The sequence below is a fragment of the Nitrosomonas sp. Nm166 genome (assembly GCF_900112825.1).
Lineage (GTDB): Bacteria > Pseudomonadota > Gammaproteobacteria > Burkholderiales > Nitrosomonadaceae > Nitrosomonas.
Genome location: NZ_FONE01000051.1, coordinates 1 through 18,372, shown reverse-complemented (window position 1 = coordinate 18,372; position 18,372 = coordinate 1). Strand labels below are relative to the sequence as shown.

Below are 18,372 nucleotides of genomic sequence, written 5' to 3'. Positions count from 1 at the left end.
GTTACCTCGGATGGCACAGAATGATTGACCACCTCGGTCAAAGTATTACACCAACCCTTTGTTTCCTTGCATCTCTTGGGAAAACAAGACAGATTCAACAACTAATTGTGACATAGCCAATATGAATATGGCAGCAAGGCATCCATCGCCAGTACCGCGCAAGGCAATCTGATCGTTGGCGTAGTCAGTCACGAACAGAACCTGCATGATAGCAGTACGTTATCCGAAATCCTGCGCCATGTTGAGATTTCTCGCGGAAAAGCTGCCAAGCAGGCGGTATGCGATCGCGGTTACCGCAGCAGACGTGAAGTCAATGGGGCGCAGATCATTTTGCCTGAAAGGCACTCAAGAAGGATACACAATTTATTAAAATCCTCTAATTCTCTAGCTTGCTAGTATTTTGCAGGGGTAACTAATTGACCCGAGACATTGGGCAACATTCGCCACTGACTACCTGTCAATAGATACAAAACTGCATTAAACACGTGAAAAAGATCAATTTTGCGCGGTTTTGTCTTCTTTCTAGCCGCTACAAGCAATGGTCGTATTGTTTCAAACTGTTCTCGTGTTAGATCACTCGGATAAATTCTATTATTTTCTGACACAATTAGATTTCAAAAAATGCAATGAATACCATATATTCTTGTTAATTTACTTTAGATCTCGAACAGGTTCTTAGGTAGATTCTTTCTTTGCTTTAATGGGGAGTATCTGGTCGAAGGCCAGCCCGCTGGAGGCTTCGCCGCGCCCGGTGCGCTTGCGGGTGCCGTACCAGTTATAGACCCTGCCGTTCGTCCACCGGGTGCGCTGATAGGATTGGCTGACGCAGATGCCTGCGCGCGGCACTTCTTCCTCATGCAGGAAATAGGATTGCCCCACATCCAGACCGTGACGCAGCAGATCGGTACGTGGTTTTACTTTCTGGATGGGCTGCGTATCTCCTTCTATCAGGCGCGGCATGGAGGCGCGCTGCAACTGCACTTGGCGGTTGCTGCCCGGAACATGAACGGGGATGAAGGGAATCCAGTTTTCCGGCACGCTGTTTAGCAACTGGTAGCGGATGGTGGCGTTATTCTCGATGGTGGGAACAACGGGAGCCGGCCCTTCGCCGGCAATAATCCGCTTGTAGTGATTGTGCAGTTCCAGCGCGGCTTCCCTGCCTGATTTGGCCTCGCCGGATGCCAGCGGAACCTGCGTTTCGATCGCCCAGACCATATTGGCCATTTCGTCGCGGACGAGGCAGGCCTCCTCCAGCGGTTTGCTTTCCTGTATCTTGGGGTTGGTGGGCAGCAGGAGCAGACTGGTATCTGCGGTTACGGCGTCCGATCCCTTGGTGTCCAGCGCAAACATGCTCCAGCGCTGCCAGTCTTCGTCGTTGCCCGTGCCCGCCGCCTGAATCCATGTGCGTTCGCCGAAGACATTGGTGACCGCCATGCCGCGCACCTTGGCCAGAGAGCCTGCGGGCAGGGTGAAAGGCACAAGGAACCAGTCGTTGGCGTAGATCAGGCCGAATTCCATGAGCATGAGCTTGTTCAGATCTGTCGTATCGGGATTGATATTGCCGAAATTGGTTTTGCCTTCCTCGAACGTCCACCAGCGGGTATTGGGCATCCCATCGAACTGGATGAGCACGGGAAAGAAGGAGGTAGTGATGGCGCCTTCCACATTTGCGGGTTCATTTCTCGCTTCTTCCAGCGCGCCGTTGGGGGAGATGCTAAAATTATACCAATCCAGATGACCGTGATAATATTCTTCCGCTTCCAGCACTTTCTGGCTGTCTTTGATGGGAGCGGAACAGGCGAACTGGTATTCCAGCCTCTCCGGGAGCCATGCGTTGTTTTTCGGGTCGGTGGGCTGGTAGAACAGCTTTTCGAACCAAGCGACGAATTTCTCTCCCAATGCATTTAATGCAGTTTTTTGCGCGGCAGTAAGGGGAACTGCGGGAGTCAGCGCATCGTATGGCCGGTTGACGGTATTTTCTTTGAGATGCGTATACAGCGCGCCACCGTCCATTGTCCGGCCTGCAGCGGCGGAGAATGTCTGCCAGTTTTGCTGGTGTGCGGCAATTGAGGCATCTGCGCGGCTAAGAGGATCGGGCGCGGTGATGGGGAACGCCTTGATGAAGCCCCCTTTCAGCGGGCTGAGCTCAGGTGTTTTCAGCAATTTCAGCCAATGCCGCCCCATGGCCAGCCGCATATCCAGCAATAGCGGAAAGGCGCGCTGTTCCACTTTAGTTTCGAGTGGCACATCATTCTGGAATGCCTGCATGGGGTTGGAGGCGGCGCGGTAACGGGTGATTTGTGTGGTTTCCATATGCACTTTGGCGAAAATAGGTGACCCGGCATCGTCGCCTTGAAATTCGCCCATTTGCCATTGCTTGGTCAGCATGAACAACGCATCCCGCACCTCTGCTTTCAGTGCGCGGTCGAAATTATCGGTGCGCGGCCTGCCTTCCAGCCGGTTCCACATGGTGATGGAAGGAATGAGGATTTCCTTTAGCAGTACCGGCTGAATATCTTCGATGGCAATGTACTTATTCATCTTCCATTCCTTTAAATAGGTGAAACTGGTTATTCAGTGCCAGATTAAGGCTTGCGGTAATGGGATAGATCGTGAAGGCGGACACCAGCGCGGGCAAAAAGCGCGCATAAGACGTGCGGTCTATCTGCTCCGGCTCGACGGCGCGTTTCTTAGCCAAATCAAGCGTGTCGTGCAGCGTGTCCACCAAATCCTGCCAGCGCCATTTGCCTGTAAAATCCGCCGGAGTGGCGAGCAGCAGGGTTTGCGGCGGCTCGGTATTGGGGCGGTCGTAGTGGAAAGTAAGCCCCGTTGTTTCTTCCGTTCCGGGGATAACCTCCGTCCATTCGTCGAGCAGCAGGCCGCATTGCGGGCGGGTGCTGTCGAACGGTGCGGCATAATGCGCGGTGTAAAGCAGCTTGTCCTCGGTGATTTTGGTGGCGTCTGGGTATTCAAGCGCCAGCCAGCTATCGTTTGCGCGGTAGGGTAGTTGTACCGGCTCAAGGGCAAGGGTTTTGTCGGCTAAGGCCTCGGCCATGATCGCGGTTTTTTCCACATGGCCCATTTTCTCGCGCACGCGGGCGATGCCGTAGAGCCAGTTGTCTATCGGGAAATCTTCCTTAAGCGTGGCCGTTTGGTGCGAAAGAAGCTGGGGCTGGTCGTTATAGGCGCTCTGCCATTCCGTCGCCTGTGTGGGCGATAGCGCGAATTCGGGAACGATTTTGAAATCCTCGCCTAGAAGCAGCTTACCTGCCTCAAGCAGCGCGGTTACTTTTTTCGGAGCGGTTGCTGCGGCATCGTGCTGGACTATCAGCGTATCCACCGCATCCAAACGGATTTGCAGATCATTGCGTATCGCTTGAGATTTTGTGAGCAAGTCTTTGGCAAAAAGCAGAAGTTGCGGCTGTTCTTCGGTCAGGGCGAAGGTTTCTGTGTCGATATCCGGCACGGCGGCCACGACTGGCAGCAGCGCGGCATACATATCGGAAAGGGAGGCGCTGGCCAGCACATCGAGCGCATCGCTGAGCCATTGCTCGAAGGCGGGTTTGCGCACATTCAGCAGATCGTTGCGGAACGCGGCGGGAGTGAGGGCGCTCGTATCCCCACGCTTGGTGGAAATGAAACGCTCCGCCGTTTGCAACAGCGTATAACGCTCGGCATCCGTGGTGGTGCCGGGAAGAGCGGCATATTCGGCCATGGTTGCATCAAAGCTGTCTAATCGTTCCTGCTGGCGTTGCAGGAAAGTCTCCAGACGCTGCGACAGATTGCGGAAATGGGTTTGCTGCCATCCGAAGATAAAGCCGCTGCCAGCCTGCGGCAGGCCGAAGAATGCCAGCTTTTGCAGCAGTTTCGCCAAATCCGGCATGATGGCATCCAGTTCGGGCATAATGAGATTTGCGTCTTCCGGCGTTAGCAGTGCTGAAAGCGCATTGGCATAGTTGCTGATTTGCGTTTTCAGGGTGTTCAACTCGGTGCGGCACAAAGTAATGCGCGCTTTGTCCGCCGTATTCTGCTTGGCGGCTTCCACTGTGCCTTCATGCATCAGCGAAACGTCGCTGGCATTCAACGGACGGGAACGCTGGAGTAATGCCTGCAGGCTGTGCAGCAGGGGAGCTACCTCATGGAGGGAGACCTTGCCTGTCAGCGGCTCGGTATAGAGTAGCTTGATATCGCTATCGGGCGCGACGGAGAAATTCTCCAGAACGTAGAGGGTGAAGGCGTCATCCAGCGAGGCCATCGCCTGCGTGCTGTGCAGGCTCACCATATACAGCGCGTCGATGGGGAGGAAACCCAGCATGGCCAGCGTGATGATCTCGCTTTGAGTGATACCTGCGGGTGTGGTGAATTCCACCTTGCAGGCCAATGCATCCATGGAGGGCAGGAGGGAAGCCAGCCATTTATTGACTGCGGGTTCCGCTTTGGAGCGTGGAGTGGTGTTTCCGGCCGCCGCTGGGTTCAGCCCGGTCTCCAGTTGCAGGCCGACCCGGTGGGTGAGGGTGAATCCACTGCGCGGGGTTTTGATCACATCCGGTGTGGGTGGGAAGTTGCCTTTACTGTAAGTGTCCAGCGTGGCGGATGCCCGGTCGTAATTGCCCTGCACCACCTGATGCACGCTTTCGGCAATGGCCAGGTCGGCTACCGCATCGTTGATGTTCAGAATGCGTTCCACTTCCGCGTCGATTACCTGCTTTTGCGTAGTGGAAAGGTTGGCAGGCAGTTTGGAATGGCCGAATGGATAGTTTTTATTTCCCGTTTTCCGGATGTGCTCGATGAGGGAAAGGGCATCCACCACGTTGCGCGCTTCCACCGTGTCGATGGAATCCAGATCGTCCACCTGCGTGTCTTTCATGCGATTGGAGCGCAAGGGGAAGGCCAGACGCAGGTTATAGATGATTTCGTCCACTTCTGCGGTGTGGTTGTCATGCAGCCCGCGTTCCAACTGGTAACCCAGCAGGGCGGCGAGGCTTTGCCCGGACTGCATCCCCTCGATGATACCCATAGCCAGCCGCACGCGGTTGGAGGTGAGGTTCACGGCGAAACTGCCGGAGTTTTCCGCGCTGGCGTTTTCGATATAGCCGTTGCGCAGTACCGCCGCAGTTACGGCATGATTGGTGGAGGGGGCATGGATGTAGCCGCCGTTAGTGCTGTCGCTGGTGAGCGGATGCACGGGGTCGGCAAAGATTTTTTCCAGCTCCGGCTCCAGTTGCACCGGGGTCAGCACCTTGTTTTCCGGGCGGACATTTTCCAGCAGGCCATACGCACCAAGGTAGATACCCTGCCGTACTTCCTGCCGCTGATGACGCATCAGGTCGAGCTGATAATGCACCAGTCCCTGTATCCATGCGTCCAGACGGTAAGTGCAGAGGTCGAGATGTTCGGCGAATATCCGCTCCAGCCGCGCGGTCGGCACGTTCTTCAGGTAATCCAGCGCATCCAGTTGGTCGCGTAGCTGTCGGGCATCGTCTGAATCTGGAATAATCGTAGCTATGAAGTCGCCCAGTTGGAGGGTGGCATCCCCGGTGATGCGCGCATCGGCCTTATAGAGGTCTTTCCAGCGGCTTCCGGCGTCGTTCTGCTCTTGGATATGGATGAACTTCGGCTCCTGTCGCGCTTTTACCATTTCCGCAGGAGTATAGATTTCCTTGCTCACATGCAGGCGGAGCGATGTGTCCACATAACCCAAATCCAATGCATGATGCAGCATCAGGAAAAGCAGGGCGGAGGGTGTTTTGTTGTCGGTAAAGCCCTGTTTGGCGCGCAGGGCATTGTGCGAGGTATTGGCGGCGTCTATCAGCCATTCGATGTAATTCCTGCCGTCATCGGTGTAGTCGCGGATCGCTTCGGTTTCTGACAGGGGAACGTCGTCCACGATCGGGCCTTTGAGCAGGTCGCCGCGATCGAAAAAGAATTTCTGCAGCATATCGGGAATGCCTTCGCCTTCCCGTTCGGGCGTGTAGCCGAATTTTTCCAGCAGGTTCATGCCGCTTTTCACATAACCCGCTGCAATCAACGCTGCGATGAAGACTCCGCCTAATCCTTTCAGGGCGAAGGTATTGAGCAGTTGTTCGAAGCTTTGGGCGTTGCGGGAGTAAAACTCGACGGAGGACGGATGCAGGCCGACGATGTCCAGCAGCAATTGATGCGGGTCGCCGTCTTTACCTATATGCGCGACATCGTCCAGCAGTTCGTCCCAGTCGCCGCTCATGGTTTGCAAGATGCTGTAGAGTTTCAGCATGAAGCCTTTGTCGGCGCGGCGCAACCATTGCATGCGACGGAAGGGTGTGGCGGGCAGGATGCCGTAGGGCTGTTTGCCTACCCGGATGGCGGGGATAGCTCCGCGACCACTGACATAGCGGCAGAAGAAATCCCGCGTCTGACGGATGGTAGCATCGGGGAAGACCGGCTCCATCATGTTTTCCATGAAATAGCCCAGCGTGGCGGGCCATAGCGCATGGTGCATGGCTTTGGCTTCCGCCATGTCGGTATGGTAATAATGCCGGACGGGTTGTAGGACGGCGGCGTCGATCCCCAGCATTTCCGCAAGGGTTCGTCCGTCTTTCTTCGTTTCCCATTCGGTGGGGTCGGAGGGGGCGGTGGTTGGGAAATAGTGGTCGAAGCTTTCGTCCGTGTCTTCCTGCCAGCTATATTCCGCGCCTTCGGTATCGGTGTTGTTGGTGGGCGTGCCCTGCCGCAATAGGCCAAAGCCCTTACGGCTGTGGTGGTGATGGTCAAACAGGATTTCCAGCGCCTGTTTGCCTTCCGTGCTATCCGTTCCCAGCTTGACGCCCAGCACGTAGAGCTTGTCGAAGCCGTCTTGTGCCTGTTGCGGCGTTAGCGGAATCCGGAAGCCCATGCCTTTTTCCAGAGCTTCTTCAAAATTCACCATCCATTTCATTTCCGGATTCACGACAATATTGCCGTCTTCAATGCGGATTTGCTCGCTCTCATCTAGCGAAGGATCAGGGCCGACAGCAAGGGAGGCAGGAATCGGCTCGTTGATCACTTCCAGCACTGGGACTTCCGTGCCGTTATTGAAGGCCATCAGCACCAGCCGCTCCGGCAGCACATGGGTTTTGGGCGCTTGTGTCCAGCCTTGCAGCTTGGTGTCGGGTTCCGCCCCATTTTGTGGCTGTGCATTTTGCACGATCCAATGCGCCCGCCCGCTGCCGTGGCTTGCCGCCAGCGAACGCCATGCGGCGCGTTTCAGCCCTTCGTCGTCTCCTGCGGCCTCTATGGCGGCAAAGTAGGACGCCGCATTTTTTGCTTCGCTTTCCGACAGCAGCGGCTCGAAACCGTCTACCGCTATATCGTCCGGATACACGCGCACCCATAGCTCATGGTGCGCGGCGGGAGCGGCGGCTGTGGCGGGCGCACCGCGACGGGTGAGGGTTTTGAAGCGTGTTTCGATGCGTAGGGGGAAGAGGAGGATGGGCGTGTCATCGCTGAGTTGGGAAAGGTGTTTCCGGGGGTCGGAAAAGTCCTTGAAAGCCAGCCGTGCCTGTAGCTCCGCCGCCTGTGCGTCAAGCAATGAGGATTTGATCTTTTGCATCTGCTTTTGCAGGGCTTTTTCCTGTTTGGCTAATGCCGCAGCCTCCTGCTCTGAAAAACGTGCCGCCTTGTCTTTGGCGCGGCCAAGCTTTGCCAGCTTTTCCTTTGCGGTGAAGAGCTCAAGCTCCTGTTGCCGCCGTGCGGCCTGCGCCTGATTCATTTGCTTCTGGGCGTCGTTAAAAGGCATATCGTACTCTTATTGCTTGGGTAACATTTCGGAGGCGTGGACGGCTACCAGCACGGGCACCTGATACAGGATATAGGCCAGTTGCGCCGCATTGGTGTCCTTGCTCCACGTGATGTGTTTGTCTTCTTCATATTGCTCCAGCTTTTCCTGCAGGGACGGGTCACCTGCCGGGTTCGTCAGTGTGATCGTCGGGGTGGCGTTGGTGATCTGGAGGTGTTCTCCGGCCACGCCGCCGGGCAGGGCGTCATCCCAGCTCAGGTCGTTCCACAGGTTAATGTCGCTGTCGCGATCGATATCCAGACCGAAACGCGGCTCGCCGGGGCGTTCCTTGATGACGAAGAACCAGCCCGGATCGTCGCCGGGATTTTCCCCACTTCCGCCTTTGGCTTCCGCAGCGGTAATATCAAATCCGAAGAAGTTGATGTCCGGGTGGACTTTCGCTTCATAAAGCGGTGTTTTGATATGATTTTCGATGGGGGTATCTTCGACCAGCACACGCTCTTTCGTGTTGTCGATTTCGCCGTTTTCCTTCAACTGCCATTTGGCACGGTGGGCGTAGATGACGGCGGTGGGGTATTTTTTCAGTAATTCGCCTCGGATGACCAGAACCAGTTCTTCTTCTGTCTCACCCTCGGTTTCTCGGTGGTCGTGCTCGCCCAGTTCGGAATAGCGCGACCAGCGATGCAGCGGCGGAATGTCGCGCAGTTTTTCGCGGAGGGTTTCTTCGTCTAAACCGTCTTTGTTCAGGTAGCTGCTGACATCCCAGAACTGGCGGAAATAGCTGCCGCGCTGGTCGGTTGGATATTCGCGCCACAGCAATTCGCGCGCGAATTCATGATTCAGGCCGATCATGTAGGCTTCGATGAATTTCTGGTTCGTTTCGAGCAAGGAAATGCTGTTTTGAGGTACAAAATTGATGTTTGGGAGAAATAATTCCGACGAAATATCGACCAATGGTTTGTACATCGGTATATCAATCACTGGATAAGCCATTGCCTCGGTAAAAGTCTCCGGCAACTGTTCCGCAATATGGATGGGAATAAGTATCTGGCTTAATACCAAGCGGGGCAGGGTGATGGTGGGGTTGATGCCCACCAGCGTGGTTTCGGCCACCTGTGCTAGGTCGATGGATGTACGTACGGGGCGGACGGCCACTTCGCCGCTGATTTGCACGAATTCATAAGTGTCCTTCAGTGCTTCCTTGAAGCGAATGCCTTCTACGCTGTCGGTTGCGCCCGGAGTGGGAGTGAAGGGAAGCGTGGGATTGCCGATATCGAGGGGGATGATTTGGAAATCGGGGCTTTTGGGCAGGTGATTGACATTGTCCGGTGACTGGTTTTCTTCTTTGATGTCGTCGATGGTTTGTGTGTCGCGCTTCCAGCGTTGCGTCCATACGGCAAGTGCGGCAAGGCCCAGAATGGCCAAGGCGACAGCACCCAGCAGAATCCAGCTAAAGGGCAGGAAGAGCAAGAGCACCAGTAACAGGACGATCACCAGCCAGATGAGCCATGGATATTTTGCTATCCATTCAATCAACGAAGGCGCTTCGGGTTTGGCGTCTTCCACCAGTTCTCCAACGGTGGGTAAATCTTCCGGTGTGGTTTTGGGTGGAGCGACGGTGATTTCCTCGTCGTTCAGGCGGGTAATCAGCGTATCGGGTTTGAGGGTGTCCGTGAAAGGTAGATATTTGATGATCCGACTGCTGGAGCGCATCACGCGGCGCATGGGGGACGACAAGGCGGCAGGAGGAACAAGGCTGTTCTTTACCGTATGTAGCAGCGTCTTTCCTTGCATCAGCACGCGGGCGTGAAGCGGGCGGGTAAGGGCGATGGCCTTTGCGATGGAGACATTGGCGACAGGCGTCAGGTGCGTGCTGTGCCATACCATGCCGGCTAGCCACGCGAACTGCGCGAAGCGGATTTTGCGGTTGGCGGCCAGCACATCGCCAATCTGATCCCATGCCGCGTCCATGTATTCTTCCTGCTTCTTCTGCACGACTCCGGTGCCGTATCCAGCGGTTACGCGCCAGCGGGGGTCGAGGTTCAACTCGTGCACCCAGTTGCGGCTGGTGGCGGTGGGTGTATCGCTCATTTCCAGCCGTTGGGTCATGGAGTGCCAGCGGCCATATAGCGGCGCGGTGATGAGCGGATCGGGATCGTTGATGAAATCCATTCCTAGAGCCGCGTTCTGGTTGGCATCGAGCGCGGACTGGTTCTGGTAGTTGTCGGCAAGGTTGATGAAGGATGCCAGATCGCGCTGGAAGTCATGGGGATAGGGCTCAGCCCATCCGTCATATTTGAGGACTTCCGCCTTGTCGGCGTCGCCCAGAGTATCGAACGGAATTTTCAGCGCGCCGCCCAGCTTCAGGATGCCGCCCAGATCGGCATCGGTAATGCCGCGAATCTGCACGGCGGGTTTCTGCACGTCCATATCGCGCCGACCCACGCGGGAATCCATGGGTTGCGGTTTCAGAAGGCGCACCAGATATTCGAAGTCGCCCACGGTTCCGGTGCGGAAATACCAGCGGTGATAATAGGGGAAAGATTGCGGTTCCGGCCGCCCGGTATAATCGCCCCAGGCGGAGAAGGTGGCATGAACGTCCGCCGGTGCTTCCTCCGGCTTGTGGCCAAGCCCGGCCAACCGCCCGGTTTCGAATACGGGCACAAGGAACGCGTGGTAGGCAGTGTTTACATCCAGCTTGCGCGGGCAGAGAATGCGCGAATAGGCGAGATCGGGGTTTTCGTTCAGCAGCGATTGCAGGCTGGAAATCACCGCGTTCTTGTCGGTGTTCACCACATGATCGTTTTTCTTCACGATGTCGCGGTTAGTATGCACATGCGCCCAAGCCCATAGCTGGCCTGCCGGGGGAAAGCTGGCGACGGCATTCACCGCCTCGAAATATGGCAGCGGACGGTCCTTCATGTTCTGCCCGTCCTTGAACTCGTCCTCTTTCAGCACGACGAGACAAATCCATGGACGCAGGCGGTGCTTTGCCTTGTCCGGTGCGGCGGGGGTGTAGCGCCATGGGAAATCCTCGTCGTAGAAATCCACATAGGGCATGTAGTTGGTTTCAAAATTGGTGATCCAGTTGCGTGGCTCATTCTTGATGATCGCCTTGGAATCAATGCCGATAATGTCGCCGGGCCCATAGAGCGCCACGTCACGCGGAATGGGTTCTACAAGGTCAGGATCGCCACCCACGGCTTTCCCTGTGAGCGCCAGTTCCAGATGCACGCTGGTGCGCAGTTTGACCGAGGTGTCCAGATCGGCGCTGGAAATGTTATTGGCCACGCCCTGACGCAGCCACGGGAGGAAGCCGTATGTACCTATTTCGTCGCTCATGCTGCCTCCTGCAATTCCGCACTGGGGATGACATGCACATTGCCGTGAAGCGTGCGGTCATTCTTGATTTGGGCGTTCATATATTCCTGCGCCTTCGCGTAACTGGAGAAGTTCACTGCGCCGCTCATGGCCACGTTATTATCGTTAAAGGCAACGGCGTAGCTGTTGGGCTTGATTTCGATTTTCTCGTTCATCAGCCCTTTTTGCTTTTTCGCCGCAAACGACAGCTCGGACTTCGTGACGGCGCCGCCATTCAGGAACAGGCCGAAAAGGGCAGGGATGAAATTGAGGAATTTACGGACAAAGCGCTTGTAGTTGTTGTCGATGATGATGCTCTCATAGCGCACCACGCGTTTGACGCCGAGGCTGGTATCCAGCGTGTTGCCGGAAACGGAAAGCTCCATTCCACCCTGCATGGGCTCGAAGGGAGGGCTGCTTAGTTTCTGGCTATTATCCATCTCCTTGAATTGGGCGATGGCGAAGGATTCTTCGGCCTCGCTTTTTTGCTGCAAGCCGCCGCTGGTGACGGAGAGGGTGAAGTAGTTCGCATCGCCCGGCTTTTGAGCGCCAACCTTATCCAGTGTCAAATCCAGCGGTACGGCGCGCTGGCTGATTTTCAACGCTCCCACCGGATGCAGCACCAGATCGGCACTGCTGTCTATGGTGCGCAGGCTCACCAGCAGGCGGTTGCTATCGGGAATCAACGAGCGCCAGTTTTCCTGCTTTTCGAATTCGCCTTTGAGCAGAGGCATTACCGGAATCGGTGGCAGGATAGTTTCGACCTCGTCGCCCCATGTGTGGCTGAAGTCCACATCAATATCGAAGAACAGCAGCGAGATGGAACCGGTTCCCTCGACATGCCACGGGGTAGGGCCTTCTAGCTTCCCGCGCATCCGCACGCTGAATAGACCGACGCCAAATACCTTCACCGACAGTGACGCTGAAATGGTGATGATGAAATAGAACGGCGAGAACTGGAACAGCGCATCGAAGGCTAAATGCCCGTCGATATTGAAGGCGCTGATGCCGAAGAACAGCTCCACCGCCGCGCCAAACTGCACCGTGTTGGAGGTTACGGCGAAATAGCCTTCCACCCGGATGCGGGCGTAGGGGGTGTTCAGGATATCCAGTGCAATGCGGCGCGGGCTGGGGAATGGCAGGGGAGGCGGATTGAAGGCAGGGTGGAATCCGCCGACGCTGACCACGAAGTTTGCATCTTCGCCCCAGCCGATAAGGATACCCATCTCTCCTTCGATAGTGATGAACAGCACGCGCGATTCGAACAGACTGGCGAAGAACCATGCGCGGCTTTTGTCGAACTCGATAGCGCCAATGAAATTCACCTGAAGAACAAGCAATGCGGCATCTTCATCAGGCAGGGCGACTTTAAGGACGCCGACAATGGCGATGTTACCGGGAATTTCTATAATAATGCCTAGCGAAAGGGTAATCAGGTTGGGCGTACCCCAGCCCAGCTTTGCCATGGGGCCGATGAGGAAAATGCCTTCCTCCGGCGGGAAGAAGCTGCGCAGGTCGCTGATGATGCGCGGCGCATTAGCCACGACATCGGTGGGGAACATGATGCTGTTGATCGCGCCAGAGCGCACACCTTCGGCCAAGGGCTGAAGCAGCATGGTGCGGTTTAGTCCCACAAGCCCGCCAACTCCGCTGAGGGTGAAGCCGAAGCCAAGCTGGATGGGCGTGCCAAATTCCGCCGTGATGATAATCAGCAGCGAGAAGCCTTTGTTGCCATCGGGCATTTTGGTGGTAATCAGGCCGATGGCTTTGAGGGTGAGGAACCCAACCACTTCCAGTTCCAGTGCTCCTGCATACTCTTCCTTGTCGAAATCGAAGAAGAGATATCCGCCGCCTTTTACTACACCAGCATCAATGGACAAGCCCACGCCGTTCGGCGGTTTGAAGCCGAAGGCGAGGTTGGCAGGGCCGAGATTGCCGCCATTTTCGGGGAAGGAAAGGGTGGCGGAAATGCCGGTATTCTCCACCACGCCGACCAGTGGCCCCAACTCCAGCTTGAAGTTGGCACCGCCTTCCAGCACGAAATTTCCTTCGCGGAGCTTCAGGGCGATCAGCAGCCCCTGAATTTCCAGCGTCCCCAGCTCGATATGTGCGGGAAGCTGGATTTCCAGACCGCCACTACCCGTGAAATACATGCCGCCCTGCTTGGAGAGGCCAAAGCCAAACCCAGCTTCTGCCGTGATGCCGTCATCCCCCAGAATGGTGCTGAGGAAGCCGTCGCCATCGCCACCTTTCACGACAAGGCGCAGCGCATCCAGTCCCAGTTCTATCCCTGCGTCTATTTCGCTTGTTTTGATGACGAATACCTTGCCGCGCGGACCTTCGATGGCGAGGCGGGTGGCATCGGGATTACCTACGAGGATAATTTCTCCGGTTCCTTCTTTCTGCTTCACTTCCAGTGACAGGCCAACATTGATGCTGTCGCTGGGGGTGCTGAACAGGTTATCGAGGAAGCGGATGCCGGAGTCAGGGCGGAAGATCAGGCCGATGCCCGCATCGACCGAGGCGGAGGCATCGAAGAGGATTTCGATCTTGTCGTCGATGTCGAAATCGAAGCCGGCTTCGCCGTAGATATAGGGAATCAGCGCAAAGCCTGGTTTTTCCGGTCCGCTTTGCTCGACCGGGGTTGCGTTCAGGTCGAATTCGCTGCGGGTGCTGGGATAGATGTTCTTGGTGAAAATCGGCATCCGCAATTCCTGCAAGCCGTCCGTGGTGTTTCCCAGTGCGGCTTTGACGCTGGCGCTTTGTTTGTATAGCCCGCCTGGCAGGTTGAAGCTGTTGAACAGGATATAGAGCCGGGTAAGGAACAGTTCCGACCGGAAATTGGATTCCCACTGATAAACGATTTCTGGCAGGTTCTGCGGTTCGGAAAGGAATTTCGGCAGCCTGTCCCACCACACCTTGCGCAATTTAAAAGCGGGCTGGAACTTGGCGGCATCGGCGGGCATATCCACTTCATCCAGCACGCCGATGAACAGCATGACGCCGTAGACTTTGCGCCGCGAGCGCCAGAGGTAGAAGCTCAACAGGTAATCCACCAGACGCACGGGGAATTCGTCGATGTCGCTATTGGCGATAAAATTCGGCACAGCGGCTACAGATGCCTTGATGGCGTCGATGGAACTGGCAATTTCTGCCACCAGTTTCGCCAATGCCTCCAAAACCTTGGCGAGGGCCTGCAATATGGCGTCGTCACCGGATGCGCTGGCAAGTTCGGTTACTGCCGTTACCAACTCATTCGTCAATTGAATCAGAACAGGAAGTTCGCCGAATAACTGGTTGCCGGGTAACTCATATCCAAGATCGCGGAAAAATGTAGTGAGCTGTTCGGCCGAGTTCAGGTGGCGGATGGGGTAAAACACCGCCGCCATTTCCTCCGCTAACACTTGCAGGGCATTTGTACTCATGTGATCCCCCTATGGCCGCGTCACCAGATGATCGTTATAGGCCTGCATCGGGCAGACGCCTGCGTCAGTAGTCGGAACGTCGATCGGGTCTTGCTCCGACAGCATCGCCACTTGCGAGACGTTGCCGCGCTGTGCATCGGTGCCGATTGCCAGGGCGCTGATCGTTGCGTTCATTGCGGTGGCCTGCGCCGCCGTGCCTTTCCACTGAACGCGCATCCAACTGCGCAGCGCGTGGGCCCACAGGGTGGTGGCTGCGGTTGCGTTCGTCGCGCCGACGAATGTCGTTACCGCAAAGGAAGTCGGCCGCCCCGAGCTTTGGATCAGCAAAGGCAGGCCGATATTGTACCAATAGCGGATTTTGGCGTTGGCATGGGCGATTTTGCCCTGCATGGCGGTGAAGAAAGTATTCAGCTCATTATTCAGAATGGTATCGAGATGAGCAGCGATATTGGTGACGGAGATTTGAATATCCGCCAATGAATTACTGGCAGGTGGTAAGGGATTCGCGGGGGCAGGGAATCCGGCAATACCGGTAATGCTGCCAGCCAATGTGGTGAGATCGGCTGCCAAGCCGGGTAGGGCGGCAGGGTCGGGGCCTGCGGCCACTGCATCGCTTTTGGTTTTGAAGGTGGCCAAATGTGGTTGCAGTGTATTCAACCTGCCGCGCACCGTTGCATTGGGGGCACTGGCTGCAGGTACTTCAAATATAATTCTGAAGCGCTCGATAAGATTGCCCAGGTTCAGGGTGTCAATATCATCTATACGGTTGGCTTGCATGCGCAGCATCGGAATGCCCGTTGCTGCAGGTAGAACACGCCAAACGCGCCAGCCAAGGGTGGCAAAATCGCGTTTGCTGGCTGCTGCGGCAAAGAGTGCGGTAATAAAGTCAAAATGCGGGTCAAAATCAGTCATCGTCTGCCAATCGGTAATGGCCGTGCTAACATCCGCATCCGTGATATTTACCGCAGACAATCCGGTACTCACCAGATTGTCGATCTCAGTCTGGATGTTGGTATTAGTGGAATGCGTGCTTGAGCGGGTGGTTACGCTAAATGGGAAGCTCTGAAAAAACTCCGGTGCGTTAACTGTAGGTTTGTTGGTGGCAGTTCCGAAGAAGTTGCGCAGTACCGTAAGGAACGAGGGTGTCGCGCCCACGAGGCATCCCCGGATGTCGATGCGGCTAGCGTCGCCCGCCTTCATCAGCCCGCGCAGGTTATTCAGCTTGGTACGGAAATTGTCCTGCAACGCCCTGTTCGCAGCGGTCAGTTCGGTAAATATTCGCTCATCAAGCGTCATAAAGCCACCAGTAATGACGCTCTGGCGCAGGGGCAGGTTTTCAATAGCCGTGCGTAGAGCATTCAATTGCGCTGTGGTGATAGCGGGAGTGGCCGTTGTTACCCGCGTCCGGATCATATTGGAAATGGCGATAATGGCGTCGCGAATGGTGGTTTTTTGTGCCGCTGTCGGCGCGACGCCGTTGATGAAAACAGGACCGTTTTTCAGGAAATGCAGGTCTACGCAGGTGAAAACAAATGCTTCAAGCTCGGCATTGGCTTGGATGCTTGTCACATCGTGATCGGTGCCGCCGAGCCTGAGAGTTGTCGGCTGGAAAAGCCTAAGCCCAGCCACAAAGGCGCTTAGAAAATCGCGGAACAGTGGTTGTCCGCTGCCGATTGCATTGCGGATATCCGCTTCCACCTGCGGGATTGCATTCATGGCTGTCGTTATATCGGTAATCACCGTGGGGCTGAGATTGAAAGGTGGGCCCATAAATTCCAAATCAATGGGTGTTGCCCCCATGATAGCAGTTTTGAGCGCATCGAGGCTGGCGGCGGTGACAACTGTACCGCTGATAGTCGTGCCGATCAGTCGTGTGCGTATAGCGTTCTCTATCAGTGTGAGCGAGGTGGTCATGGTCGTTTGCTGTGCGGCGCTCAGCAAAACATGCGGCGGGGGATCGCGGTTGATGGCAATAGTTCCATGCCGCGTTTGATATTGGTCATTGATGATTTCAAAGAACTTCAGCAAATCGCCCGTTGGCATTCCCGATGCCTGCAATCCAAAAGGCGTCAGAGCCGCACTATTTAGCGTGCGGATTCCGACCACTATTTGCGCCACGCCATCCACTAGCAACGGATCGTTGGGAGGGGAGCCGCTTATGAGGAAGCGCAGGCCTGCTTCATCGCTACTCTGGAATGCTTGGAGGCGGTCTTGCTGCAAGCCAAAATCCCACAGGCCGCCTGTAAAAAGCGGGAGAAACAGGAAAGAATCGTTCCCGTGGGAGACGATGCGTATACGGCCAATGGGGGTTGTCAAGGTGCGGAAATGGTTCAGGATATCTTCGACGGAATTGATGGTGATGGGGTTCAGGCCATAGAGGTTGTGGAAGCGGCGCGCGCCTTGAATGAAGCCATTCAGGCGGGTGCGTTCGGGGGCGGCGAAACCATCGGTTGCCACCAGCTCGCGGGCAATGAAGGTGACGTCCGGAATCGTTTCGGGGAAGCCGACATCGGGCCGGGTTCCCGGCGTGCCGATAGGGAGGGCGGGGGTGATTGCCCAGAACTGGTTTATCAAAAGACTATAAACAAGGTTCGAGTAGAGCATATTTACGCTAAGGCGAACGGCCCCTCCTTGTATTGGGAAATCAGCGTCTTTGCCTTGGCTTCATCCGCCAGAATGGAGGGGAGGCTTTGGCCGGGGTAATACTGGTTGCGGAACGCTTCCAGCAGTTGCATAGTCATATTCAGGTTGGATTTGGGGAAGCGCAGCAGGTTGAAAAGATCGATCCGCCGGGTTTCATCCAATTCGGCGAGGGCCGTGTCCAGTTCGGTTTGTATCGTGCCGCGTGCTTCGGTGTCATGGGGGAATTCCCGCCGTGTAATCAGCCAGTCCGATCCGCCCGGCGTGGCGCTGCGGTACATGGCCAAGATGGCCGGGCGCACCTGACAGAGACCAATCCCGTTTTTTGCCTGTTCGGCAAAACTCGCTCCCGTTCCTTCTTCCAATGCGGCGGCCAGCCGTTCCGTTTGGGCCGCGCGATCTGTAGGCGGAACCAGCATAGCCTCTGCATAAGCAACGGCAAATAATAGCTTGTTAAGGGAGCTTTCGCCATCTAATGAGCGGGGGGCGAGTTCATCTATATACACCCGCACATCGTTGACCAGTTCGCGGCTGGTTTCCGGGTCTGCTGCGGTTGGGGTGACTTCATCCGCCGTATTCACCATTGCTTCCAATTCTGCATTCAGCGGAATCACCGACTGGGTGAGGGAGAGGGTTTTGAGGACCGTTGACGCGCCGTCGCGAATTTCAACGCTGATTTGGGCGTCACCTTCCGTCGTATGGGCATATTCCAGCACGCCCTGCGGAGTGGTGACCGTTTCGCTGCCAATCTGCCAGCGATAGGATTCGGCATTGGTTTGCATAGTGGCATCCAGCACGAAAACTACATAAGTTTGTGTCCGGTTTTTTACAACCGGAGATGAGTGATAGCTGATAAGAACCGCAGTGGCATCCCCCTCTGCCTGCCCAAAAACGGCGGCTGTGGCGTTGGTGGGTAGACGTTGTTCGGTCTTGCGTGTTGGCATAGAATTAAGCCATTGAGTAGTAAAGAAGCTTGAATAATAAGCGGGTTACAATTGCATGGCAAGTATACTATGAACAGAAAGCGCACGAACGAGACCCTGATCGGTTGCCTGATCGCATCAAGCGGGATAAGGAGCTTGAAAGCGATATACAGCGCGAGAACTTTGCACGGTCAGAGCCAGTTTCAGATGCGATTAATGATATAATAGTGTTTTTAATCATACAATTGAGTTAATTGATATGAGCTTTTCG

The 18,372-nt window shown here is 55.8% G+C and carries 6 protein-coding genes and 2 pseudogenes; 1 reads left to right on the top strand and 7 read right to left on the bottom strand.

Annotation, left to right across the window (positions count from 1 at the left end; translation table 11 throughout):
* A pseudogene (locus BM021_RS15330) lies at positions 1 to 116 on the top strand (IS1595 family transposase); the annotation flags it as partial.
* Between the two features lie 312 nt (positions 117 to 428).
* On the opposite strand, the pseudogene BM021_RS12955 reads toward BM021_RS15330, so the two are convergent.
* From BM021_RS12955 to BM021_RS12925, 7 genes and pseudogenes are all read right to left on the bottom strand, one after another.
* Positions 429 to 605, bottom strand: a pseudogene (locus BM021_RS12955) (transposase); the annotation flags it as partial.
* 70 nt (positions 606 to 675) lie between these two features.
* A complete protein-coding gene (locus BM021_RS12950) occupies positions 676 to 2,541 on the bottom strand; it encodes a hypothetical protein (RefSeq protein ID WP_090721446.1) in 1,866 nt (621 codons plus the stop codon).
* A complete protein-coding gene (locus tag BM021_RS12945) occupies positions 2,534 to 7,753 on the bottom strand; it encodes a hypothetical protein (RefSeq protein WP_090721445.1) in 5,220 nt (1,739 codons plus the stop codon). The genes BM021_RS12950 and BM021_RS12945 overlap by 8 nt, the downstream gene beginning before the upstream one ends.
* Before the next feature lie 9 nt (positions 7,754 to 7,762).
* Entirely contained in the window at positions 7,763 to 11,095 is a 3,333-nt protein-coding gene (locus BM021_RS12940; protein WP_090721444.1) for a hypothetical protein, read from the bottom strand.
* Positions 11,092 to 14,538 carry a DUF6603 domain-containing protein gene (locus BM021_RS12935; RefSeq protein ID WP_090721443.1) on the bottom strand — a complete coding sequence of 1,149 codons (3,447 nt, stop codon included), beginning with the start codon at positions 14,536 to 14,538 and terminating at the stop codon, positions 11,092 to 11,094. The genes BM021_RS12940 and BM021_RS12935 overlap by 4 nt, the downstream gene beginning before the upstream one ends.
* A 9-nt stretch (positions 14,539 to 14,547) precedes the next feature.
* Entirely contained in the window at positions 14,548 to 17,142 is a 2,595-nt protein-coding gene (locus tag BM021_RS12930) for a hypothetical protein (protein ID WP_090721442.1), read from the bottom strand.
* Between the two features lie 2 nt (positions 17,143 to 17,144).
* Positions 17,145 to 18,122 carry a hypothetical protein gene (locus tag BM021_RS12925; RefSeq protein ID WP_090721441.1) on the bottom strand — a complete coding sequence of 326 codons (978 nt, stop codon included), beginning with the start codon at positions 18,120 to 18,122 and terminating at the stop codon, positions 17,145 to 17,147.
* Between the last annotated feature and the right edge of the window lie 250 nt (positions 18,123 to 18,372).